Source organism: Streptomyces sp. NPDC002536, from assembly GCF_053594995.1.
The window spans coordinates 1-21,500 of sequence record NZ_JBSFWU010000118.1; the positions used below are offsets into that span (position 1 = coordinate 1).

At 71.7% G+C, this 21,500-nt stretch carries 19 protein-coding genes, 1 tRNA gene and 2 pseudogenes; 14 read left to right on the forward strand and 8 right to left on the reverse strand.

The features are described from left to right. The 3 genes and pseudogenes from ACWD4B_RS30360 to ACWD4B_RS30370 all read left to right on the forward strand — a co-directional run. Nucleotides 1-150 (forward strand): annotated as a pseudogene (locus ACWD4B_RS30360) (flavodoxin-dependent (E)-4-hydroxy-3-methylbut-2-enyl-diphosphate synthase); the annotation flags it as partial. Nucleotides 151-197: 47 nt separating this feature from the next. Then, nucleotides 198-2,132: a 1-deoxy-D-xylulose-5-phosphate synthase gene (dxs, locus tag ACWD4B_RS30365; RefSeq protein WP_451423764.1), complete on the forward strand. Its 1,935-nt coding sequence runs from the start codon at nt 198-200 to the stop codon at nt 2,130-2,132. Then, a complete protein-coding gene (locus ACWD4B_RS30370) occupies nt 2,129-3,526 on the forward strand; it encodes an aspartate aminotransferase family protein (protein WP_451423765.1) in 1,398 nt (465 codons plus the stop codon). Before dxs ends, ACWD4B_RS30370 begins: the two co-directional genes overlap by 4 nt. Before the next feature lie 59 nt (nt 3,527-3,585). On the opposite strand, the gene ACWD4B_RS30375 is transcribed toward ACWD4B_RS30370, so the two are convergent. Then, nucleotides 3,586-4,392, reverse strand: a complete 807-nt coding sequence (locus ACWD4B_RS30375) for a tyrosine-protein phosphatase (RefSeq protein WP_451423766.1) — start codon at nt 4,390-4,392, stop codon at nt 3,586-3,588. 141 nt (nt 4,393-4,533) lie between these two features. Here ACWD4B_RS30375 and ACWD4B_RS30380 point away from each other — a divergent pair, with 141 nt between their 5' ends. Further along, on the forward strand, nt 4,534-5,325 hold the full coding sequence (locus tag ACWD4B_RS30380) for an SGNH/GDSL hydrolase family protein (RefSeq protein WP_451423767.1): 792 nt from the start codon (nt 4,534-4,536) through the stop codon (nt 5,323-5,325). A 149-nt stretch (nt 5,326-5,474) separates the two neighbouring features. On the opposite strand, the gene ACWD4B_RS30385 is transcribed toward ACWD4B_RS30380, so the two are convergent. Then, nucleotides 5,475-5,930, reverse strand: coding sequence for an ATP-binding protein (locus ACWD4B_RS30385; RefSeq protein ID WP_451423768.1), 456 nt, complete (start codon nt 5,928-5,930; stop codon nt 5,475-5,477). A 137-nt stretch (nt 5,931-6,067) separates the two neighbouring features. Between ACWD4B_RS30385 and ACWD4B_RS30390 the strand changes: the two genes are divergently transcribed. The 3 genes from ACWD4B_RS30390 to ACWD4B_RS30400 are packed head-to-tail and all read left to right on the forward strand — an operon-like array spanning nt 6,068 to nt 8,079. Next, nucleotides 6,068-6,934, forward strand: coding sequence for a helix-turn-helix transcriptional regulator (locus ACWD4B_RS30390; protein WP_336417142.1), 867 nt, complete (start codon nt 6,068-6,070; stop codon nt 6,932-6,934). 3 nt (nt 6,935-6,937) lie between these two features. Further along, a complete protein-coding gene (locus ACWD4B_RS30395) occupies nt 6,938-7,204 on the forward strand; it encodes a DUF397 domain-containing protein (protein ID WP_390779861.1) in 267 nt (88 codons plus the stop codon). Then, nucleotides 7,201-8,079: an SAM-dependent methyltransferase gene (locus ACWD4B_RS30400; RefSeq protein ID WP_451423769.1), complete on the forward strand. Its 879-nt coding sequence runs from the start codon at nt 7,201-7,203 to the stop codon at nt 8,077-8,079. Before ACWD4B_RS30395 ends, ACWD4B_RS30400 begins: the two co-directional genes overlap by 4 nt. Here ACWD4B_RS30400 and ACWD4B_RS30405 read toward each other — a convergent pair. Further along, nucleotides 8,069-8,632, reverse strand: coding sequence for a carboxymuconolactone decarboxylase family protein (locus tag ACWD4B_RS30405; protein WP_451423770.1), 564 nt, complete (start codon nt 8,630-8,632; stop codon nt 8,069-8,071). The two genes, ACWD4B_RS30400 and ACWD4B_RS30405, sit on opposite strands and share 11 nt — an antisense overlap. A gap of 97 nt (nt 8,633-8,729) precedes the next feature. Here ACWD4B_RS30405 and ACWD4B_RS30410 point away from each other — a divergent pair, with 97 nt between their 5' ends. From ACWD4B_RS30410 to ACWD4B_RS30420, 3 genes are all read left to right on the forward strand, one after another. Beyond that, complete coding sequence (locus ACWD4B_RS30410; RefSeq protein WP_451423771.1) at nt 8,730-9,398, forward strand: alpha-ketoglutarate-dependent dioxygenase AlkB family protein; 669 nt, start codon at nt 8,730-8,732, stop codon at nt 9,396-9,398. A gap of 26 nt (nt 9,399-9,424) precedes the next feature. Further along, nucleotides 9,425-10,600: an MBL fold metallo-hydrolase gene (locus ACWD4B_RS30415; RefSeq protein WP_451423772.1), complete on the forward strand. Its 1,176-nt coding sequence runs from the start codon at nt 9,425-9,427 to the stop codon at nt 10,598-10,600. 160 nt (nt 10,601-10,760) lie between these two features. Further along, a complete protein-coding gene (locus tag ACWD4B_RS30420) occupies nt 10,761-11,639 on the forward strand; it encodes a chitosanase (protein ID WP_451423773.1) in 879 nt (292 codons plus the stop codon). 60 nt (nt 11,640-11,699) lie between these two features. Here ACWD4B_RS30420 and ACWD4B_RS30425 read toward each other — a convergent pair whose 3' ends face one another. Continuing rightward, nucleotides 11,700-14,942, reverse strand: coding sequence for an amidohydrolase family protein (locus ACWD4B_RS30425; RefSeq protein ID WP_451423774.1), 3,243 nt, complete (start codon nt 14,940-14,942; stop codon nt 11,700-11,702). 311 nt (nt 14,943-15,253) lie between these two features. Between ACWD4B_RS30425 and ACWD4B_RS30430 the strand changes: the two genes are divergently transcribed. Continuing rightward, a tRNA-Pro gene (locus ACWD4B_RS30430) sits at nt 15,254-15,327 on the forward strand. Nucleotides 15,328-15,445: 118 nt separating this feature from the next. Here ACWD4B_RS30430 and ACWD4B_RS30435 read toward each other — a convergent pair. Beyond that, on the reverse strand, nt 15,446-16,213 hold the full coding sequence (locus tag ACWD4B_RS30435) for a polysaccharide lyase (protein WP_451423775.1): 768 nt from the start codon (nt 16,211-16,213) through the stop codon (nt 15,446-15,448). Between the two features lie 249 nt (nt 16,214-16,462). After that, nucleotides 16,463-16,768 carry a putative quinol monooxygenase gene (locus tag ACWD4B_RS30440; RefSeq protein ID WP_451423776.1) on the reverse strand — a complete coding sequence of 102 codons (306 nt, stop codon included), beginning with the start codon at nt 16,766-16,768 and terminating at the stop codon, nt 16,463-16,465. Between the two features lie 165 nt (nt 16,769-16,933). Here ACWD4B_RS30440 and ACWD4B_RS30445 point away from each other — a divergent pair, with 165 nt between their 5' ends. After that, the gene (locus ACWD4B_RS30445; RefSeq protein ID WP_451423777.1) at nt 16,934-17,932 is read left to right on the forward strand and encodes a GlxA family transcriptional regulator; all 999 of its coding nucleotides are present in this window, start codon (nt 16,934-16,936) and stop codon (nt 17,930-17,932) included. Here ACWD4B_RS30445 and ACWD4B_RS30450 read toward each other — a convergent pair. Beyond that, nucleotides 17,929-18,945: pseudogene (locus ACWD4B_RS30450) on the reverse strand (zinc-binding alcohol dehydrogenase family protein). The gene ACWD4B_RS30445 and the pseudogene ACWD4B_RS30450 overlap by 4 nt on opposite strands. 196 nt (nt 18,946-19,141) lie before the next feature. After that, nucleotides 19,142-20,050: a transcriptional regulator CynR gene (gene cynR / locus ACWD4B_RS30455; RefSeq protein ID WP_451423778.1), complete on the reverse strand. Its 909-nt coding sequence runs from the start codon at nt 20,048-20,050 to the stop codon at nt 19,142-19,144. Between the two features lie 127 nt (nt 20,051-20,177). Here cynR and ACWD4B_RS30460 point away from each other — a divergent pair, with 127 nt between their 5' ends. Both ACWD4B_RS30460 and cynS read left to right on the forward strand, forming a co-directional pair. After that, nucleotides 20,178-20,783, forward strand: a complete 606-nt coding sequence (locus ACWD4B_RS30460) for a carbonic anhydrase (protein ID WP_451423779.1) — start codon at nt 20,178-20,180, stop codon at nt 20,781-20,783. A gap of 92 nt (nt 20,784-20,875) precedes the next feature. Beyond that, nucleotides 20,876-21,346: a cyanase gene (gene cynS, locus ACWD4B_RS30465; protein ID WP_451423780.1), complete on the forward strand. Its 471-nt coding sequence runs from the start codon at nt 20,876-20,878 to the stop codon at nt 21,344-21,346. Nucleotides 21,347-21,500 lie beyond the last annotated feature (154 nt).

Below are 21,500 nucleotides of genomic sequence, written 5' to 3' on the forward strand. Positions count from 1 at the left end.
AAGGGGCAGATCTTCGTGAAGGGTGAGGTCATCAAGACCGTGCCGGAGTCGAAGATCGTCGAGACCCTCATCGAAGAGGCGCTGAAGCTCGCCGAGCAACTGGAGACACAGGGCACCGCTTCCGGGACGCCCGCCGTCACCGTGGCCTGACCGGGGAGCCCGAACGAGCAAGGCCGACAGAGGAGGAGGGGGCCGCCGTGTCGTTGCTGGAGAACATCCGCAGTCCGCGGGATCTGAAGGCGCTGGACACCGAGGACCTGACCGAACTCGCCGAGGAGATCCGCCACTTCCTGGTCCACGCCGTGGCCAGGACCGGCGGCCACCTCGGCCCCAACCTGGGCGTGGTGGAGCTCACCATCGCCCTGCACCGCATCTTCGACTCGCCCGCCGACCGCATCCTGTGGGACACCGGACACCAGTCGTACGTGCACAAACTGCTCACCGGCCGCCAGGACTTCTCCAAACTCCGCGGCAAGGGCGGCCTGTCCGGCTACCCGTCGCGCGAGGAGTCCGAGCACGACGTCATCGAGAACAGCCACGCCTCGACCGTCCTGGGCTGGGCCGACGGCCTCGCCAAGGCCAACCAGGTGCTGGGCCGCTGGAACCGCCACGTCGTCGCCGTCATCGGCGACGGGGCGCTGACCGGCGGCATGGCCTGGGAGGCGCTGAACAACATCGCCGCCGCCAAGGACCGTCCGCTGATCATCGTCGTCAACGACAACGAGCGCTCGTACGCGCCCACCATCGGCGGCCTGGCCAACCACCTCGCCACCCTGCGCACCACCGACGGCTACGAGCGGATGCTGTCCTGGGGCAAGGACCTGCTGGACCGCACCCCCGTCGTCGGCAAGCCGCTGTACGAGTCGCTGCACGGCGCGAAGAAGGGCTTCAAGGACGCCTTCGCCCCGCAGGGCATGTTCGAGGACCTGGGCCTGAAGTACCTCGGCCCCATAGACGGCCACGACATCGCCGCCGTCGAGTCGGCGCTGCGCCGGGCCAAACGGTTCCACGGGCCCGTCCTGGTGCACTGCCGCACCCAGAAGGGGCGCGGCTACCAGCCCGCCCTGGAGGACGAGGCGGACCGGTTCCACTCGGTCGGGGTGATGAACCCGCTCACCTGCCAGCCGCTGTCCCCGTCCGCCGGCCGCTCGTGGACCTCGGTCTTCGGGGACGAGATGGTGCGGATCGGGGCCGAGCGGCCCGACGTGGTGGCGATCACCGCGGCCATGCTGCACCCCGTGGGCCTGACGAGGTTCGCCGAGGCCTACCCGGACCGGGTGTGGGACGTGGGCATCGCCGAGCAGCACGCGGCCGTCTCCGCCGCGGGCCTGGCCACGGGCGGCCTGCACCCGGTCGTCGCCGTGTACGCGACGTTCCTCAACCGCGCCTTCGACCAGGTGCTGATGGACGTCGCCCTGCACAGGTGCGGCGTGACGTTCGTCCTGGACCGCGCCGGGGTCACCGGTACCGACGGCCCGTCGCACAACGGCATGTGGGACATGTCGGTCCTCCAGGTCGTCCCCGGCCTGCGGATCGCCGCGCCCCGCGACGCCGCCCAGCTGCGCGCCCAACTGCGCGAGGCCGTCGCGGTCGAGGACGCGCCGACCGTGGTGCGCTTTCCCAAGGCGAACGTGGGCGAGGACGTCCCCGCCGTCGCCCGGATCGGCGGCATGGACGTGCTCGCCGCACCGGAGCCCCCCGGTGCCGGCGCGGACGTCCTGCTGGTCGGGGTCGGCACCATGGTCCCGGTGGCCCTGGACGCCGCCGACCTGCTGGAAGCGCGCGGCACCACGTGCACCGTCGTCGACCCGCGCTGGGTCAAGCCGGTCGACGAGGCGCTGCCCGCGCTCGCCGGACGGCACCGCCTGGTCGCCGTGATCGAGGACAACAGCCGTACGGGCGGCGTCGGATGGGCCGTCGCCCAGGCCCTGCGCGACGCCGGCACGGACCTGCCCGTACGGACCTTCGGCATCCCCGAGCAGTTCCTGGCGCACGCCAAGCGCTCCGAGGTGCTGGCGGACCTGGGGCTCACCCCGGCCGAGATCGCCGGACGGATCAGCGCCGCCCTGGCCGGCCCGGCGGCAGCCGTGCCGGAACCCCTGGCGGCGACGGAGGAGAAGAGCAACGCATGACCGACGGGAGAACACCCGGCTTCGACATCGGCCGGCTGCTGGCCGAGCGCGGCGGGGAACGGTACGAGTTGCACGCCCGGTACCTGAACCACCAACTGCCCCGCATGCTGCACACGATCGGCTTCGACAAGGTCTACGAGCGGGCCGAGGGCGCGTACTTCTGGGACGCCGACGGCCTGGACTACCTGGACATGCTCGCCGGGTTCGGCGTGATGGGCCTGGGTCGGCACCACCCGGTCGTCCGCCAGGCTCTGCACGACGTCCTCGACGCCTCGCTCGCCGACCTCACCCGCTTCGACTGCCCGCCGCTGCCCGGCCTGCTGGCCGAGAAGCTGCTGACGTACGCCCCGCACCTGGACCGGGTGTTCTTCGGCAACAGCGGCACCGAGGCGGTGGAGACCGCGCTGAAGTTCGCCCGCCGGGCCACGGGCCGGTCCAGGGTGCTGTACTGCACGCACGCCTTCCACGGGCTGACGGCGGGCTCCCTGTCCGTCAACGGCGAGGACGGGTTCCGGGACGGCTTCGGCCCGCTGCTGCCGGACACGGCCGTCCCGCTCGGCGACCTCGGGGCGCTGGAGCGGGAGCTCAAGCGCGGCGACGTGGCGGGCTTCGTCGTCGAACCGATCCAGGGCAAGGGCGTCCACGCGGCCCCGCCCGGATTCCTGCGCGCCGCACAGGAGTTGCTGCACCGGCACAAGGCGCTGCTCATCGCGGACGAGGTGCAGACCGGCATCGGGCGCACCGGCGACTTCTTCGCCTACCAGCACGAGAGCGGTGTCGAGCCGGACCTGGTGTGCGTGGCCAAGGCCCTCTCCGGGGGCTATGTGCCGGTCGGTGCGACGCTCGGCAAGGACTGGATCTTCAAGAAGGTCTACTCCTCGATGGACCGGGTGCTCGTCCACTCGGCGAGCTTCGGCTCCAACGCCCAGGCCATGGCGGCCGGTCTGGCGGTGCTCTCGGTCATGGAGGACGAGAACATCGTCGCCCGGGCCCGGGAGACCGGCGACCGGCTGCGGAGCCGGCTGGCGGCGCTCGTCGACAAGTACGAGCTGCTGCACGAGGTGCGCGGCCGCGGCCTGATGATCGGCATCGAGTTCGGCCGCCCGAAGTCGATGGCCCTGCGCACCCGTTGGGCGATGCTGCAGGCGGCGCGCAAGGGCCTGTTCGCGCAGATGGTGGTGGCGCCGCTGCTGCAGCGGCACAGGATCCTCACCCAGGTCTCCGGCGACCACCTGGAGGTCATCAAGCTCATCCCGCCCCTGATCATCGGGGAACGGGAGGCGGACCGCTTCGTGGACGCCTTCACGGCGGTCATGGACGACGCCCACAACGGCGGCGGACTGATGTGGGACTTCGGCCGCACGCTGGTGAAGCAGGCCGTGGCGGGGCACTGACGGCGCCCCGTAGGGGCGCGGGGCACTGACAGTTCCCCGCGCCCCTTACGGGGGCGCTGTCAGTCCGTGAGCAGCCGCTTCTGCAGCAGCTCCTGCATCTCCGGCGTGAGCCCGAGCCCCTCGGCGAGGTAGTGCCCGGTCGTCCCCCAGGTCTCCTCGATCGCTGCGAACGCCGCCGCCAGGTATTCCGCCCGCGCCTCGAACAGCGGCGAGAGCAGCTCCGTCACCTCGGCCTCGGTGGCCGGGTCCACGTCCTGGCGGCGCTGCACCGTGTAGCGGCGGTGCGGGGCGTTCGACTCCAGGTAGTCGGCCTCGACGGCCTCGGCCGGCACCCCGAGGGCGAGCAGGGTCGCCATGACCGACAGGCCCGCGCGGTCCTTTCCGGCGGAGCAGTGCATCAGCGCCGGCACCGCGTCCTGGGCGAGGGTGTGCAGGACGCGGCCGTGCTCGGCGGTGCGGGTGGTGACGATCTCGCGGTACGAGGCCGTCATCCGGCCCGCGGCCTGCCCGTCGGAGAGGGCGGCCCGCAGCCGGTCGAGGCCGCCCTCCCGGACCATCCGCCAGAACTCGCCGCCGTCGGCAGGGTCGCTGAGCGGGAGGTTGACGTTCCGCACCCCCGGCAGCGCGATGTCCTCGCCCTCCAGCTTGATGTCCGCCGCGTTGCGGAAGTCGAAGACCGTGTGCAGGCCCAGGGAGCCGAGGAACTCGGCGTCCGCCGCGGTGGCGCGGGCGAGGTGGCCGCTGCGGAAGAGCACGCCGGGCCGCACCTGCCGCCCGTCGGCGGCCGGCAGCCCGCCCAGGTCACGGAAGTTGCGGACACCCGCCAGTGCGGGTTCGGTGTGCGGGACGTACGGGGTCTGCGTCACGGGCGCTCCTCAGGTGTCGGCTCCGGGCCCGCCGATCGTATTCCCGTGATGCCGGTTTTTGTCGGGGTGGGATACATCACGGCACGTCAACCCCTGGTTACGGTGGCGTAGGTCACTCCGAAAGGTGAAAGATGCACTGACGTGGCAGACGATTCGAAATCCTTCAGCAAGAGCGCGATCGGGTCGTACGCAGCAGTCGGGGACAGCTTCACCGAGGGCGTCGGGGACCCGGGGCCCGACGGTACCTTCGTCGGCTGGGCCGACCGACTCGCCGTACTCCTCTCAGACCGGCAGGAAGAACACACCTTCCGGTACGCCAACCTCGCCGTCCGCGGCCGTCTTCTGGACCAGATCGTGGAGGAGCAGGTCCCCCGGGCCAAGGAGCTCGGCCCCGACCTCGTCACCTTCTGCGCCGGCGGCAACGACATCCTGCGGCCCGGCGGTGACCCGGACGACGTGGCCGAGCGCTACGAGGCGGCCGTCGTCCAGCTCGCCGAGTCCGTCGGCACGGTGCTGCTGTGCACCGGCTTCGACACCCGGGGCATGCCGGTGTTCCGGCACCTGAGGGGCAAGATCGCGACGTACACCGCCCATGTGCGGGCCATCGCCGACCGGCACGGCTGCCCGGTGCTCGACCTGTGGTCGCTGCGCTCGGTGCAGGACCGGCGTGCCTGGAGCGACGACCGCCTGCACCTCTCCGCCGACGGTCACACCCGGGTGGCCCTGCGTGCCGCGCAGGTGCTCGGCCTGGAGGTGCCCGCCGACCCGGACCAGCCGTGGCCCGCGGAGGAGGAGCGCTCGGCCGCCGAGGTACGACGGGACAACATCCACTGGGCGCGCGAGCACCTGGTGCCCTGGATCGGGCGCCGGCTGCGGGGAGAGTCCTCGGGCGACCACGTGGAGGCGAAGCGGCCGGATCTCTTGCCGCTTTGATCTCTTGTGCCCCGTAGGGGCGCGGGGAACTGCGCGATCAGCCACGACGCGCCCGCAGTTGAAGACTCGGGGTGATGCGTCGGCCGCAGGCCGTCGGTGGCTGGTCGCGCCCACGCGGCGGAGCCGCATATGTCAACAGCCCCGCGCCCCTACAGGGCGCCGCCGTGCGGCAGATCGGCCCAGACGACCCGGCCCCGGCCGCTGTCGTCGGGTCTGACCCCCCAGGCCTGTGACAACGCGCCCACCAGCAGCAGCCCGCGCCCGCTCTCCTCGTCCGCCCCGCTGCACCGCACCCTCGGCTCGGTCGGGGTGTGCCCCTGGTCCGTGACCTCTATGCGCAGCGCCGCACCGCTGATCCGCAGCTGACAGCTGACCTTGTCGCTGTCGGTGTGCCGCACCGCGTTGGTGAACAGCTCCGACACCACCAATTGGGCGTCGTCGCACGCCACTTCGTCGATACCCCACTCCTGCAGCCGGGCGAGGACGCGTCGTCGCGCCTCCGCCACCGAGGTGTTGAGCGCCGGAAAGTGGAATGCGTCCTGCAGGCGGCCGGCAAGGGAGCTGCCGCGGCGCCCGAGCAAGGGTGCGTCAGGGGAGGGGGCCACTCCGTAACTATGTGCGATGCGGCTCATGTGTGGCAAGGTTCAATCTGCAAATTGCAGAATCGCAAAGACAGTCTGTCGACTCCGGGTGGCCGCGTGGCAGACTGCTGGCATATGACGGCAGTTGGAGGGGGTGGACAGTGGCGGAGTCGCGTGCTGCGGGCGCTCCGACCGTCCTGCGGGTCGTCCTCGGCAAGCGGCTGCAGGAGCTGCGCGAAAAGGCCGGGCTCTCCTTCGAGGAGGCGGGCCGCGCCCTCGATGTCACCCACGCCACGGTCCGCAGAATGGAGAAGGCCGAGGTCGGGCTGAAGATCCCCTATGTCGAGAAGCTCCTCGGCCTGTACGGGATCACCGACCCCGAGGAGGTCGAGGGCTTCGTCGCCCTCGCCCGCGAGGCCAACCGCCCCGGCTGGTGGCACCGCTTCCGCGACGTCCTGCCCGAGTGGTTCAGCGCGTTCGTCGCTCTGGAGGGAGAGGCCAATCTCATCCGGGCGTACGAACCGCACTACGTCCCCGGCCTGTTGCAGACCGAGGACTACGCGCGTGCCGTGCTCCGCGCCGGCATGCCGCACGCCCCCGACGCCGACGTCGAGCGCGCGGTGGCCGTCCGCCGCGAGCGCCAGGGCCTGCTCCGCCGGGAGAAGGCGCCGCTGCTGTGGGTCGTCATGGACGAGACCGTGCTGCGCCGTCCCATCGGCGGCCCGGACGTCATGCGCGCGCAGGTCGACCGGCTGATCGAGGCCACCGAACTGCCCGCCGTACGGCTGCAGATCATGCCGTTCGCCGCCGGGCCGCACCCGGCGATGTACGGGCCCTTCCACATCTTCCGGTTCCCGATCCAGGAGCTTCCGGACATCGCCTGCGCCGAAAACCTCGTCGGCGCCTCGTACTTCGACCAGCGCGAGGATGTCTCGGCCTTCCTGGAGGCCCTGGACCGCATGTGCGCGCAGGCCGCGCCGCCCCACACCACCAAGGCCATCCTGGGTGGCATTCGTAAGGAGATCTGAACCATGGATCCGGACCGGGTCTACAACGGCATGCCCGCCACCGACCTCGGCACCGAGGGCTGGAGCAAGCCGTGGAGCGGCGGCAACGGGGGCAGCTGCGTCGAGGCGATGCGGCTGGTGGACGGCAGAGTGGCGCTGAGGCAGTCGACGGACCCCGAGGGGCCCGCCCTGATCTACACCCGTCACGAGATGGAGACCTTCATCCGGGGGGCGAAGGCCGGCGAGGCCGACTTCCTGCTCACCGGCACACCGCAAGGGAGCCCCGCATGACCGACCACGGCGTGGAGGGCCTGGGCGGCTACGGCCCGGGCGTGACCGAACGGGGCTTCCCCGCGGCCGAGATCGACACGAGCCGGCCGCACCCGGCCCGGATGTACGACTACTACCTCGACGGCTGGGACAACTACGAGGTCGACCGCATCGCCGCCGAGCGCGTCATCGAGGCCCACCCCCAGGTGCGGCTGTCCGCCCGCGCCAACCGGGCCTTCCTGCGGCGGGCCGTGCGGGACGCGGTGCGCGGCGGCATCCGCCAGATCGTCGACATCGGTACCGGGATCCCCACGTCCCCCAACACCCACGAGGTGGCACGGGAGGTGGCCGACGGCGTCCGCGTCGCCTACGTCGACAACGACCCGATCGTGGCCACCCACGCCGGGGCCAAGCTGACCGACGCGGGCAACGCGGGCTTCGCCCTCGCCGACGTCCGGAAGCCCGAAACGATCCTGCAGCACCCGGTCGTCCGCGAACTGATCGACTTCTCCGAGCCGGTGGCGCTGCTGCTCGTCGCCGTCCTGCACTTCGTCAAGGACGAGGAGGACCCGGCGGGCATCGTCGCCGCCCTCGGCGCCGCACTCCCCGCGGGCAGCAGGCTCGTCCTCTCGCACGCCACGCAGGAGCCCTACGAGGGGTACGAGCCGGGGCGGGTGGACACGGCGGCGCGGGACGGCGTCGTCGACGTCTACAAGAACGCCACCGCCGCGCTCACCCTGCGCGACCGCGTCGCCGTCGAGCCGCTCTTCGGGGAGTTCGCGCTCCTCGAACCCGGCCTGGTCCGGGTGCCGTTGTGGCGCCCGGACGGCCCGGTGCCCGGCGCGGAGGAGCTCAACAACACCATCTTCTACGGGGGCGTGGGGCTCAAGGCCTGAGCGGGCGCGCAGGGATCTCGCAGCTGTCCTTGAACCCCTGTGCGCTCAGCCCCAGCGCCGAGTTGAAGCGCGAGCGCTGGTTCTCCACCGCCACCATCATGGTCAGCTCCACGAGCCGCTCGTCCCCGAGCTGCGTGCGCAGCCGCTCCACCAGCGCGTCCTCGACGGTGGGCGGGGTGGCGGACATCGCCTCGGCGTACTCCAGGACGTCGCGTTCCAGTGGCGTGTAGACGTCGCTGTCGCGCCAGCGCGGCACGTCCTGCAGCTTCTCGTGGGACACGCCGTGGTTGCGGCTCGCCCAGTAGCCGAAGTCCGTGCACCACGAGCAGCCGATGGCCGCCGCCGACGCCAGCACGGCGAGGTCCTTCAGCCCCGGGTCGAGCTTCTTCCAGCGGGCCAGCGACAGTTCGAAGCGGGAGACGGCGAACAGCACCCTGCGGTGACGCGCGTACGCCATCAGCGGGTCGAGGACCTTGCCGTAGGTGCGCCTGCTGTACCAGCGCAGGATGCGGTTGAGGGGAGTGTCGGGAAGATCGAGCGGGATGCGGGCCATGTCCGGTGCCTCCTCGGCGGCGCACTGCGGTCGCTGTCACCGGTACGACGGACGGGCCCGCCCGGAGTGTGACACACCTCGGACCTACGCTGGCCGCATGGACGGTGAACTGTTCCCGCGGCCCCGGGCCGAGGTCGCACCGGGGGCCGTGCAGGTCCCCGGCTGGCTGGACCCGCCCGCCCAGCGCCGGCTGCTGGACGCCTGCCGCGTGTGGGCCGCGCCGCCCGCCGGCCTGCGCACGGTCCGCATGCCCAGCGGCGGCGAGATGTCGGTGCGCTCGGTGTGCCTCGGCTGGCACTGGTTCCCCTACGGCTACGCCCGCACCGTCGTCGACGGCGACGGGGCGCCCGTGAAACCGTTCCCGGAATGGCTCGGCGAGCTGGCACGGGACGCCGTGGCCGACGCGTACGGGGATGCGTACGGACAGGAGAAGGGCACCGAGCCCTACGACATCGCGCTCGTGAACTTCTACAACGGCAAGGCCCGGATGGGCATGCACCGTGACAGCGACGAGAAGTCCGCCGCCCCCGTGGTCTCCCTCAGCCTCGGCGACACCTGCGTCTTCCGGTTCGGGAACGCGAGCGACCGCGGCCGCCCGTGGACGGACGTGGAGCTGCGCAGCGGGGACCTGTTCGTCTTCGGCGGCCCGTCCCGCCTGGCCCACCACGGCGTTCCCCGCACCTTCCCCGGCACGGCCCCGCCCGCCCTCGGCCTCGACGGACGGCTGAACGTCACCCTCCGGGTGAGCGGCCTGATAATGGGGTGACCCGTCTTCGCCTGCCTGGAGGTGCCGTGACCGGCTCCCGCCTGCCCCGTTCCCCGCTCGACGCCCTGCGCCCGGCCGCCTTCGGGGCGGACCCGGCGGGGGAGCGGATGGCGCGCATCAGGCGGTCGCCGCACTTCGCGGACGGCGTCTTCGTCAACCCGGCCGGTGCGGCCCGGCCGTCGTCGCGCTCGATGCTCGCCTTCCTGCCCACCTACTTCCGCAAGGAGGAGCGCGTCCGCCGGGCCCCCGCCCACGCCGTGCCCGTCCACCCCACGACCGTCGCCGACCTGGCCGCGCCCGCCGCCTCCGGGCTGCGGCTGACCTGGATGGGCCACTCCAGCGTGCTGGCCGAGATCGACGGCGGCCGCGTGCTGTTCGACCCCGTGTGGTCCGAGCGCTGCTCGCCCTTCGCCCTCGCCGGCCCCCGGCGGCTGCACCCCGTGCCCGTGCCGCTGGCCGAGACGGGCCCGCTGGACGCGGTGGTGATCTCCCACGACCACTACGACCACCTGGACATGCCGACCGTCCGCGCCCTCGCCCGCACCGGCGCGGCCTTCGTCGTCCCCCTCGGCGTCGGCGCGCACCTGGAGCACTGGGGCATCCCGGCGGACCGCATCACCGAACTCGACTGGCACGAGTCGACGCGCATCGGCGAACTCACCTTCACCGCCACCCCCGCGCGGCACTTCTGCGGCCGTGCGCTGCGCAACACCCAGCACACGCTGTGGGCTTCGTGGGTCGTGGCCGGCCCGGAGCACCGGATCTTCCACAGCGGCGACACCGGCTACTTCTCCGGATTCGCGGACATCGGCGCCGAGTTCGGGCCGTTCGACGCCACCATGGTGCAGATCGGTGCGTACAGCGAATTCTGGCCGGACATCCACATGACGCCCGAGGAGGGCGTGCGCGCCCATGGTGACCTGCAGCGCGGTGCTGCGGAGGCGGGTGTGATGCTGCCGATCCACTGGGGCACGTTCAACCTCGCCCCGCACCCCTGGGAGGAGCCGGCCGAGGGCACCGTGGCCGCCGCCCGGCGCAGTGGTGCGCGGGTGGCGGTGCCGCGGCCCGGGCAGCCGTTCGAGCCGGTCGACGGCCTGCCGCTGGAGCCGTGGTGGCGTGCTGCGGCGGTCCCGCCGGAGGGCGGGTGGGCCCCGCTCGCCGAGACCACGACGGGCGAGGCCGAGGTCGTTCTCCAGGCGTAAGTCTGGCGCCCCTTACGGGGCGCGAAGACCCGGCCCCCGGAAATGGCGCGTTCTCGTGGGTAACTCCTGACACCCCTTGTCACACAAGCGGGCCTCCCGTTCAATACCCGGCAACGGTTAGGAAACCTTCCTAACAAGTCACCGGGAAACGGAGATCCGCATGCTCGTGAGCACGTGGAAGAAGACCAGCCCCATCGCCGCGATCGGTGCGGCCCTCGTCCTCCCCGCCACCCTCGCCCTCGGCGGCGTGGGCCAGGCGGCCGCGGCGGAGCACGGACTCCGGGACGCCTCCGCCACTGCCCGGATACGCGCCCAGGGCGCCGGGCTCGGGCTCGACGACCCGCACAAGAAGGACATCGCCATGCAACTGGTGTCCAGCGCGGAGAACTCCTCGCTCAAGTGGCGGGACCAGTTCAAGTACATCGACGACATCAAGGACGGCCGCGGCTTCACCGGCGGCATCATCGGCTTCACCTCGGGCACCGGTGACATGCTCGAACTCGTCGAGCGCTACACCAAGCAGAAGCCGGACAACCTGCTCGCCAAGTACCTCCCCGCCCTGCGCAAGGTCAACGGCAGCGACTCCACCTCCGGCCTGGGCAGCGCCTACAAGGCCGCCTGGAAGAAGGCCGCCCTTGAGGACAAGACCTTCCGGGACTGCCAGGAGGCCGAGCGCGACCGCGTCTACTTCGACCCCGCCGTCGACCAGGCCAGGAAGGACGGCCTGCGCACGCTCGGCCAGTTCGCCTACTACGACGCGATGGTCATGCACGGCCCCGGCGACAGCAAGGACAGCTTCGGCGACATCCGCAAGCACGCCCTGGCCAAGGCCAAGCCCCCGGCCCAGGGCGGCGATGAGAAGACCTACCTCAACGCCTTCCTCGACGCCCGGAAGACGGCCATGAAGCACGAGGAGGCACACAGCGACACCAGCCGCGTCGACACCGAGCAGCGCGTCTTCCTCGACAACGGCAACTTCGAGCTGCAGCCGCCGCTGAAGTGGAAGGTGTACGGCGACTCGTACCAGATCAACGAGTGACGCACTGCACCCCGGCCGCCCGCCCGCGCACCGCGCAGGCGGGCGGCCGTCACACGGGCCTCAGTGCAGCTCCATGTCGCAGCAGGAGTCCCGGCGCAGCTGCTGCCCCACCGCCTCCCAGCCGCCGTGCGGATGCGGCTGCCGCGCCGCCGGGGCCACTGCATGCCCGTACGCCCCGACCAACTCCCGCTGCTCGTAGAGCACTCCGCCGCGCAGCACCGACGGCGTCCGCACGAGCACGTCGAAGTCGTCGAACGGATCACCGTCGACCACCGTGGCATCGGCGAGCTTGCCCGCCTCCAGCGTGCCCAGGTCCCGCTCCGCGCCGTACGCCCGCGCCGCCAGCACCGTCGCCGTGCTCAGCGCCTGGGCCGGCGACAGGCCGTAGCGGTGCAGGGCCCGCAGGCCCATGTGCAGGGAGAGACCGACGGGCACCAGCGGGGCGTCCGTGCCGAGGGCGACGATCCCGCCCTCGGCCAGGACCCGGCGGTAGACCTCGACCTCCCGGCCGAGCGCGCCCAGTTCGTCCTCCGTGGGCGCACGGCCCGCCGTCTTCTGCACCAGGGCGACGTCCCACGGCGGCATCAGCTGCGTCACCCGCAGATCCTCCGCGAGCGCCGGGTCGCTGCCCACCAGCGGCACCGAGGTGAAGATGGTCGCGACCATGTGGAAGTTCATGCCCCGGGCGGTGTAGATCTCCGTCAGGTCCTCGTACGAGCGACCCGTTGCCGTCGTGGCATGACCGAACTCCAGCCGCTGCGTGGCCTGCAAGTGGGTCGTCAGGTCCTGCCCCAACTGCACGCCCGGCGTGCACAGGTGGCTGCCGCTGCGCACCCCCAGCCGGTCGTGTGCGAACCGCGCCGCCTCCTCCATGATCCAACCCGGGGCGCGCACATAGGTCTTGACGAAGTCCCAGTCCAGCGCCGTGGCACGGGACAGCGACCGGCGCAGCCCCTCGCGCGTGCGGTGCGCGCGGCCCATGCTGTACGCGACGCGCGGACCGTCCAGCAGTTCGCCCGTGGCCAGCAGCCGCGGACCCGCCAGCGCACCCGCGGCCACCGCCTCGCGGATCCGGGCCTGCTCGTAGGCGAAGCCGCCGAGCGAGACGGCCGTGGTGATGCCGTACGCCAGCTGCAGCGCGGTCTGCCGGCCGCCGTAGGTGTACTGCCAGGGGTGCGTGTGCGCGTCCCAGAGCCCCGGGATCACCGTCTGCCCGGACGCGTCGACCGTGTGCACGGCGGCCCGGTGCGCCCGGTGCGGCTCGACGGCGGCGATGCGGCCGTTGCGGATCACCAGGTCGACGTCCTCGCGCACCGCCGAGCTCGTGCCGTCCCAGAGCCGCCCGGCGTGCACGACGGTGTCGGCGGGGGTGGGCCGCCGGTAGTCGAGCCTGACGGGGAGCGTGCGGACGGACCCGTCGCCGGTGTCGAGCAGCCGCAGCCGCCCTGCCGACAGGTAGAGGATCTTCCGGGAGTCCGCTGACCAGGAGGGATGGTCGGCGGCCTCGTCCGTCAGCCGCCGCGGCTCCCCGTCCGGGGTGCCGTCGGGCCGCACGGGCAGCAGCCACAGCGCCGACTCGACGATCACCGCCATCGAGCGGCCGTCGGGGGACCAGACGGGCCCGGAGTCGTAGCGGTCGGAGACCGAGGCGTGCGGGGCGACCGCGTGCAGCCGGGCGGTGCCGGTCGTGGTGTCGACGACCCGGATCAGGTTGTAGCCCTCGCGGAAGCGCTGGTTGAGCCGGTTCCGGTCGCACAGCGCCACGAAGCGCCCGTCCGGCGACCAGCTCGGCCGCCCCGGCAGCCCGCCCGCACCCATCGGCGCCGCGAGCACCTGCTCCGTACCGGCCGCCAGGTCGCGGACGATCAGGTTGCCGGAGAGGTCCAGGCACGCCAGCCGGGTGCCGTCGGGGGAGAGCGCCGGGTGCACCCGGCCGCCGCCCGCGAGCACGGTCTCCGTGCCGGAGGCCAGGTCGCGGCGGCGCACGGCGAGCAGCCCGTCGCGGTCGTCCGCGTAGATCAGCGACTTGCCGTCGCGCGACCAGGAGGGTTCGAGGACGTAGCGGGTGGGGTCGGCCTGCACGATCTTGCGCGGCCGGACGACCCCCTTGCCGCCCGAGATGTCCGCGATCCAGAGGGAGTTGAGCGCGGCGAAGGCCACCTGCCGCGCGTCCGGCGACAGCGCGGGCAGATGCACGGAACGGACCCGCCCCGTGCCGCCGACGGCGACGTCGTACTGCTTGACCTTGTAACGCGGCCGGTCGACGGGCAGCTTGGCGGCGAAGGGGATCGTGGTGCGCTGCGCTTCCGTCGCGGACGGCCGGAGAACGGTGAACTGCCCGCCGACGGTGACCAGCAGCTCGTCGCGCGAGATCCAGCGCGGGGGAACGGGCTCCAGGTCCCCGTCGAGCGGCACGGCCTCCCCGTCCACCACCAGCGTGCAGGTGGCGGCGGGCGCGGGGGTGGTCCGCAGGTAGGCCAGCCGCCCGGCGGGGGAGAGGGCCGGCGCCATCAGCTGCGCCGCCGCGGTGTCCGTGTGCTCGGTACGGACCGGCCCGGCGCCGTCGGCCGGCACGGACGCCACGGTGTGCGCCTCCAGCGGGCTGCCGGGGGCCGCGACCCGGCCGCGGACGAACCAGAGCCGCTTGCCGTCCGGCGACCAGACGGGGTCGAAGTCCTCCCAGGCACCGTCCTGCGCCGGACCTTCCTGGCCGGAGAGCCCCGTCACCTGGTGCAACGCACCGGTACGGACGTCCACGGTCCAGATGCGGTACGGGCTGCCCGCGACCGGGTCGCCCGCACGCTCGGAGGCGAAGGCGATACGGGTGCCGTCTGGCGACCAGGACGGGCCGCGGTCGTCCCAGGGCCCGTCGGTGAGCTGATGCAGGCCCGAGCCGTCGGGGCGCAGCGTCCAGATATGGAATCCGCCGCCCCGGTAGGCACAGACCGCGAGCCGCCGCCCGTCCGGGGAGTACACGGGCCGGGTGGGCTCCAGGTCGGGCGGGGTGATGGCGACGGCGTCCCCGCCCTTGCGGGGAACGGACCACAGGACGTTCTGCACCTCGGCGATCAGCCGGTCACCGGAGGGCGCGAGGGAGGCGGAACCGTTGGTGGCGGCGGTGAAGGAGAGGGTGGGGGTGGCGCTGGCGCTGGGGGTGGCCGGGGCGCCGGTGACCGCCGCGACCGCGTCCGTGGGCAGCGCGGCAGCGGCGCCGGCCACGGCAGCGGTACCGGCGGCCGCCTGCAGAAATCTGCGCCGGGATAGGGGGGACGACTCGGTTCCGGTGGGGCCGGTGGTGTCCAACAGTCCTCCTGCGGCAGGGGAGTTGCAAACGGCGAACCCCTGATGGTGGCATGGGGGACTGGCCCAAGGTCAACACCGCGAAGGCCGGTTGATCGTGGGTGGTTGATCGCGAGCCGTGGGCGATCTAATCGAATGTGTGTGCGAATATGGAGTGGGCCGGGCCGCCGTTCAACCTTGAGCGGCCAGGAGGCCGGAGCCTGCCGCCCGAGGCCCTGCGGCCCCGTCCGGAAACGGTGCGCGACCACCACCTGAAGTGCGGTATTGTTCTCGTGCGCGGTCGGCAAGGGCGAAAGCCCAGGTCGGACAAGCACCGGGACGTGGCGCAGTTTGGTAGCGCACTTGACTGGGGGTCAAGGGGTCGTGGGTTCAAATCCCGCCGTCCCGACTTGTATGTATGCAGGTCGGAGCCCGTTTTCGCAGCGATGCGGAGGCGGGCTTTCGGTTGTTCGGGGGGCGTGGTGGTCTCGGTGTGGTCGCCACCAGCAAGGAGTCCTGTTGTTCCGTCAGTGCTGGATGGTCGGGGAGAGGGCGAAATCGGCGAAGTAGGCGTGTTGGGGGCTCGCGGGTCCCCAGCTGGTGTCGTGCCCTCCGTAGAAGGTGGAGAAGAAGATGCCTCCGAAGGGCAGGGAACCGATGCCGGATGCCGCGCCCGGGGTCGAGAGGACCTGCCGGTCGTCGTACCAGACGGTGATGTCGCCGGTCGTCCGGTTCACCAGTTGCTCGACCGTGTGCCACTTGCCGTCGGCGAGGAACCGCCAGTCGCCGAGGCCCTCGTCCACGCCGTAGCCGGTCGGGCCTGAGTTGGTCGGTGTGTAGAGGTAGACCTCGCCGTTGTCGGGTACGCCGTTGGCTCCGCGCCACATGTAGCGGGTGGACCAGCCGTTGCCGTGGTTGCCGCCGGACTCCTGGCCGATTCGGCCCCCGTAGAGTCCGGGCAGTTTCCCGGCCCTGCCCCAGTCGCGGCCCGCCGGGAACCTGACGCGGTACGCCAGGTCCAGGGTGCTGCCGTGGGCGAGTGCGGACAGGCCGAGGGTGTTCAGGTCCGTGTAGAACTGGCCGCCACCGGTGGCGTGGCAGTCGGCGCACTTGTTGTCCGAGGAGCCGGCCCCGTAGGTGACCTGGAGGGCCGAACCGTCGCCGGGGGCGGAGGGGTCAGAGACCTCGGCTAGGTTGTCGCCACCCCAGGCCCCCTGCGCGGCGACGCCCCAGGCGCGCTGCCACGACGCGGAGCCGTAGCCGGTGAACTGCCCGGTCCAGGCGGCGCCCCCCATGGGGCCGCTTGCCGCAACTGCGGATTGTCGCGGCGTCGGACGGGCGGCGGGCTTGCCGGCCGGCGGCGCTCCGCAGCCGACGGCGGTCGCCAGCGCCAGGACGGTGGTGACGACCGTTGCCGAGAGGGCCGGTCGGCGCCGCCTTGTTCGTTCGGGGCGTGGGTGCACAGGGATCCTCTTCGTCGTCATTTCGATTGGATCAGGCCGCCGACGTGCCCGGTACCGGGACCGGGCACGTCGGCGGCGCCCTCAGGAAGCGGGCTTGACCGCGAGGACGTCGATCAGGCGGATGTCGGGGTCGGCGGCGAGCAGGTCCGGGCCGGCCTCGGCAAGCGCCGCCGGAATGCGGCCGGTGAGGTGGGCCTGGCGCGCGTCCTCGTCGGCGAAGGCATCGAAGATGCCGAAGGTCGTGCCGTCGACCTGGAACGCGTACCAGACCTGGGTTCCGGGTTCGTCCTCGACGATGGCGCGGCCGGCGTTCAGGAAGGCGGCCAGCTCCGCCTCCTTGCCCGGCTTGGCGGTCAGCAGTGCGAGGACTCCGAGCTTCGGTGTCATGACGGGATCTTCCCTATCTTCATGGTGAGTTGTGAAGCCGCGATGCCGTCGGTGGCTTCGCAGCGGGGCCGGCCGGGTGGCGGATTCCTGGCCCGGGAAAGACGTTAGGTTCACGGTCGATCTGCCACGAGCGGCGGAAACGACGTTTCCAGTACCGTTTGCGACATGCGCATAGTGATGGCGGCGGTCGACGGCATCTTCGACTCGGGACTTTCGGCGATCATGGACGTGCTCGGCGCGGCGAACTCGCTGAGCACGAAGGACGACGGCGCACCACCGTTCACGGTCACCGTGGTCGGCGCGGGGCCGCAGGTCCGCACGGGGAACGGGCTGAGCCTGACGACCGTCCCGGTCGGGGAACTCGCGCACGGAACGAACCTGTTGCTGATGCCGGCGGTGGGCTTCCAATCGCCGGACCGGGTGGTCGCAGCGGTCCGCGAGCCCGCCAACGCGTGGCTGCTCGACCTCGCCGCCGCCTCCGCCGCCTCCGGAACCCCGTTGGCCGCCGCATGCAGCGGAGCCTTCTTCCTGGCCGAGTCGGGAACCCTCGAACGGCGGCGCGCGACGACGAGCTGGTGGCTGGGCCCCGCCTTTCGTGCGCGGTACCCCGGTGTTGTGGCGGAGGACTCACGGACGCTGATCCAGGACGGCCCGGTCACCACCGCGGGTGCGGCCTTTGCCCACATCGACCTGGCGCTGTGGGCGGTGCAGCGGCACAGCCCCGCCCTCGCCGACCTCGTCGCCCGGTACCTGCTGATCGGTGACCGGCCCTCACAGGCCGCTTTCGCGCTCCCGACCCGGCTGGCCCAGGCGGACCCGCTGTTGACCGCCTTCGAGCGGTGGGCCCGTACGCACCTGGCCGATCCGCCCCCACTGGCCGAGGCCGCCCGCACGCTCGGCGTGAGCCAGCGCACCCTGCAGCGCACCGCGCAGACGGTCCTCGGCAGATCACCCGTGGAGTTCGTCCAGGACATCCGGCTGGACGAGGCGACCTTCCTGTTGCGCACCACCACGCTCAGCGCCGAGGCGATCGCCGGCCGAGTCGGTTACCGCAACGTCAGCACCCTGCGGGAACTCGTGCGGCGGCGACGCGGTTCGTCACTTGAGGCGCTGCGCCGTGGCGGTGGTGCCGGTTCCGGTGCACGGTCCACGCCGTCGTCCTAGGCAGCCCAGCCGGTCAGAATGGTCTTGCCGATGGCAGTGCCGGACTCCAGGAAGCGGTGGGCTTCCCGGAGGTTGGCGGCGTTGATCGGGCCGAGGTCCCGGGTGGCGGTGGTGGTGATCAGCCCGGCGTCGACCAGCCGGGCGAGCTCGGCGAGGATGCGGTGCTGCGCGGCCTGGTCCGGAGTCTGAAACATCGAGCGGGTGTACATGAACTCCCAGTGGAAGGAGATGCTCTTGGCCTTGAGCGCGCCGATGGCGAGGGTGTCGAAGTCGTCGATCGCGACGATCTGCCCGAAGGGATTGAGGACTTCGGCGTAGGCGGCCAGATTGCGGTCGGTGCCGGCGGTGCTGAAGACGTAGTCCACTCACTGCGGTGCCGCCTGGGCGAGTTGCGGCACCAGTGCCTGCCGGTGGTCGATCATCTGGTGGGCACCCATCTCGCGGGCGAAGTCGGCACTTTCGGGCCGCGAGGCCGTGCCGATCACGGTCAAGCCGGTGAGTGTGCGCGCGAGTTGGGTGACGATCGCGCCCACGCCACCGGCCGCGGCGGTGACCAGCAGGGTGCCGGTCTGTTCCGAGGTGCCCTGCCGCAGGGCCATGCGCTCGAACAGGCCCTCCCACGCGGTGAGCGAGGTGAGCGGCAGGGCGGCTGCCTGGGTGAAGGAGAGGGAGGCCGGTTTGGGGCCGACCAGTCGCTCGTCGACTGCGTGGAAGCGGGAGTTGGCGCCCGGCCGGTCGAGCGCGCCGGCGTAGTAGACGTGGTCGCCGGGCCTGAACAGGGTCACGTGGTCGCCGACTGCGACCACGGTGCCGGCGGCGCCCCAGCCGAGGACGCGGGGTTCGCCGTCGGGATCGGCGTTCTGGTGGACCTTGTAGTCGACGGGGTTGACGGCGATGGCCTCGACCTGCACCAGGAGGTCACGCGGGCCGGGCCGGGGAACGAGGAGTTCCATGTCCTCCAGGCCGGCGGGGCCGTCGATCGGCAGGTTGGTGCGGCAGACGATGGCGGGCATGGCGTCGGGGAGCGGGATCACGATGTCTCCGCCGCCTTCCTGGAAATCCTCAACGGACCGACACCTGCTGACGCCCCGTCACATTCGCAGGCGCCTGCGCCCTGCACAGTGAGGGACTCCGCCGGGATCCTGGACGCGGGCCGGATCCAGGGTTCGTCAGCCGCCGTCGGTCGGGTACCTGCCCGCCGGCATGCGGTCACGAGGGCGGGGTGTATCCGCGGGTGCGGACCAGGTCGTGGGTGAGCCGGGTGAAGGCGCGGGAGGCGGAGCTCTGGTAGGCGCCTTCGCGGTGCAGGAGGGCGACGGTGCGGGTGGGCAGGGGCGGGTCGAGGGGGACGGGGGTGAGGTGGGGGTGGTCGTGGGTGATGGCGTCGGGCAGGACGGTGGTCAGGCCGGTGCGCTGGACGATTTCGGTGAGGGCCTGGATGGAGTTGGCCTCGACCGCGATGCGGGGGGCGACCCGGTGCCGGGTGAAGTAGGCGTCGATGTGGCCGCGGGTCGCGAAGTCTCCGCTGAGCAGGGCCAGTTGCTCGTCCTTGAGGGCCCGCACCGGTAGGGGTTCCGGTCGTGTCCGGGAATGGTGGGTGCCGGTGACGAGGCCGAGGGTCTCGGTGAACAGCGGAGCCGGTGTGATGCCGGGGAGGTGGGTCCCGGTGAAGGCGATGCCGAGGTCGAGGTCGTCGGCGAGCAGGCCGGTCTCGATGCGGTCCTGGGTCGTCTCGGTCAGGGTCAGGCTGATGCCGGGGTGGCGCGTGTGGAGCTCGGCGCTGAGTGGGCCGATGAGGTAGGCGGTGAAGGTGGGGGTGACGCCCAGTCGTAGGTGGCCGCGGGAGAGGTCCTGCACGTCATGGACGGCGCGTTCGGCTGCGGCCAGGTCGCGCAGCGCCCGGCGGGCGTGGTCGGTGTAGACGGTGCCGGCGTCGGTAAGCCGTACCGTGCGGCCGGTGCGGTCCAGCAGCTGCACTCCCAGGGTCCGTTCCAGCTGCTTGATCTGCTGGGAGAGCGTGGGCTGGGAGATGTGCAGGTCCTCGGCCGCGCGGGTGAAGTTGCCGTGCTCCGCGACAGCGAGCAGATAGCGCAGGTGACGCAGTTCCAGAGTGGCCATGAATGTAACTATAGATGTGGTCAATGGCTTTCATGGTCAGAAGCTCTTGGACTCTATAAGGGCAGGTCGTGCATGGTGGGTCTCGCCGGCCCACAAAGGGCCGGTCGCCACCGAAGGGAGTGACCCCATGCCTGACCTTGCCGACGGCATCGCCCGTTTCCAGCAGGACGTCTTCCCGGCCAAGGCGGACCTCTTCGCCCACCTGGCCGCGCATCACACGCCGCACACGCTGTTCATCGGCTGTTCGGACGCCCGTGTCGTGCCGGAGCTGATCACCCAGGGCGAGCCGGGCGAGCTGTTCGTCATCCGTACCGCCGGGAACCTCGTCCCCGCCTACACCCCCGGTGCCAACGGGGTGACGGCGAGTATCGAGTACGCCGTTGCCGTGCTGGGCGTGAAGGACATCGTGGTGTGCGGGCACTCTGCCTGCGGCGCGATGACCGCCCTGGCCGAAGGCCACGACCTCAGTGGCGCGCCGGTGGTCGCCGACTGGCTGCGGCACGCGGACGCTGCCGTGGCCCGTGTCGCCGACATCGCGGCAGGCGCGGAGAAGGTGGGAGCGCTGGTCCGCCAGAACGTGTACGCGCAGCTGACGAACCTGGCCACCCACCCGTCCGTCGCCCGGGCGCTGGCGGAGAAGAAGGTGACCCTGCACGGCTGGGTCTTCGACATCGCCACCGGGCGCGTCGAGGACCTCGGTGCCCCCGGCAGCGGCGCCGCATCCGCGGCCTGACGCCGACCCCTCTCACCACCCTCCTCACTACCCCCCCGAACCAGCCGTTCCCGCCGTCTGCGGAACGGTTCCACCCCGAAAGGAAGCCCCTCATGGTGCACGCCCAGTTCGACTCCACCGCCCGCGAGACCCTGGCCGCCCAGGCCGTCGACGCCAAGATCCGCAAGAATCTCTCCTGGCAGCAGATAGCCGACGCCTCCGGCCTCTCGGTCGCCTTCACCACCGCCGCCGTCCTCGGCCAGCACCCGCTGCCGGAGCAGTCCGCCAAGGCGGTCGCCGAGCTGCTGGGCCTGGACGACGACGCGGCGCTGCTGCTGCAGACCATCCCGGTCCGCGGCTCGATGCCGAACCGGATCCCGACCGACCCGACCATGTACCGCTTCTACGAGATGCTCCAGGTCTACGGCACCACCCTCAAGGCCCTGGTCCACGAGGAGTTCGGCGACGGCATCATCTCCGCCATCAACTTCAAGCTGGACGTGAAGAAGGTCGCCGACCCCGAGGGCGGCGAGCGCGCCGTGATCACCCTGGACGGCAAGTACCTGCCGACCAAGCCGTTCTGACTCCGTCAGGGTGGGGGCGGAGTTTGGCTGCGGGCCGTCCTTGGCTGATCGCGCCCACGCGGCGGAGCCGCATATGTCAACAGCCCCGCGCCCCTTACGGGGCGCGGGGCCCCGCCCTCCCTTTCATATTTAGGTAGATCTCACGTCTGGACTC

Bases quoted from the DNA above. Each gene is read 5' to 3' on its own strand.
- ACWD4B_RS30395 (WP_390779861.1), top strand. From the start codon at position 6,938: ATGGATCCGGACCGGGTCTACAACGGCATGCCCGCCACCGACCTCGGC.
- ACWD4B_RS30400 (WP_451423769.1), top strand. From the start codon at position 7,201: ATGACCGACCACGGCGTGGAGGGCCTGGGCGGCTACGGCCCGGGCGTG.
- ACWD4B_RS30440 (WP_451423776.1), bottom strand. From the start codon at position 16,768: ATGACACCGAAGCTCGGAGTCCTCGCACTGCTGACCGCCAAGCCGGGC.
- ACWD4B_RS30435 (WP_451423775.1), bottom strand. From the start codon at position 16,213: ATGGGGGGCGCCGCCTGGACCGGGCAGTTCACCGGCTACGGCTCCGCG.
- ACWD4B_RS30410 (WP_451423771.1), top strand. From the start codon at position 8,730: ATGGACGGTGAACTGTTCCCGCGGCCCCGGGCCGAGGTCGCACCGGGG.
- cynS (WP_451423780.1), top strand. From the start codon at position 20,876: ATGGTGCACGCCCAGTTCGACTCCACCGCCCGCGAGACCCTGGCCGCC.
- ACWD4B_RS30445 (WP_451423777.1), top strand. From the start codon at position 16,934: ATGCGCATAGTGATGGCGGCGGTCGACGGCATCTTCGACTCGGGACTT.
- cynR (WP_451423778.1), bottom strand. From the start codon at position 20,050: ATGGCCACTCTGGAACTGCGTCACCTGCGCTATCTGCTCGCTGTCGCG.
- ACWD4B_RS30460 (WP_451423779.1), top strand. From the start codon at position 20,178: ATGCCTGACCTTGCCGACGGCATCGCCCGTTTCCAGCAGGACGTCTTC.
- ACWD4B_RS30420 (WP_451423773.1), top strand. From the start codon at position 10,761: ATGCTCGTGAGCACGTGGAAGAAGACCAGCCCCATCGCCGCGATCGGT.
- ACWD4B_RS30370 (WP_451423765.1), top strand. From the start codon at position 2,129: ATGACCGACGGGAGAACACCCGGCTTCGACATCGGCCGGCTGCTGGCC.
- ACWD4B_RS30405 (WP_451423770.1), bottom strand. From the start codon at position 8,632: ATGGCCCGCATCCCGCTCGATCTTCCCGACACTCCCCTCAACCGCATC.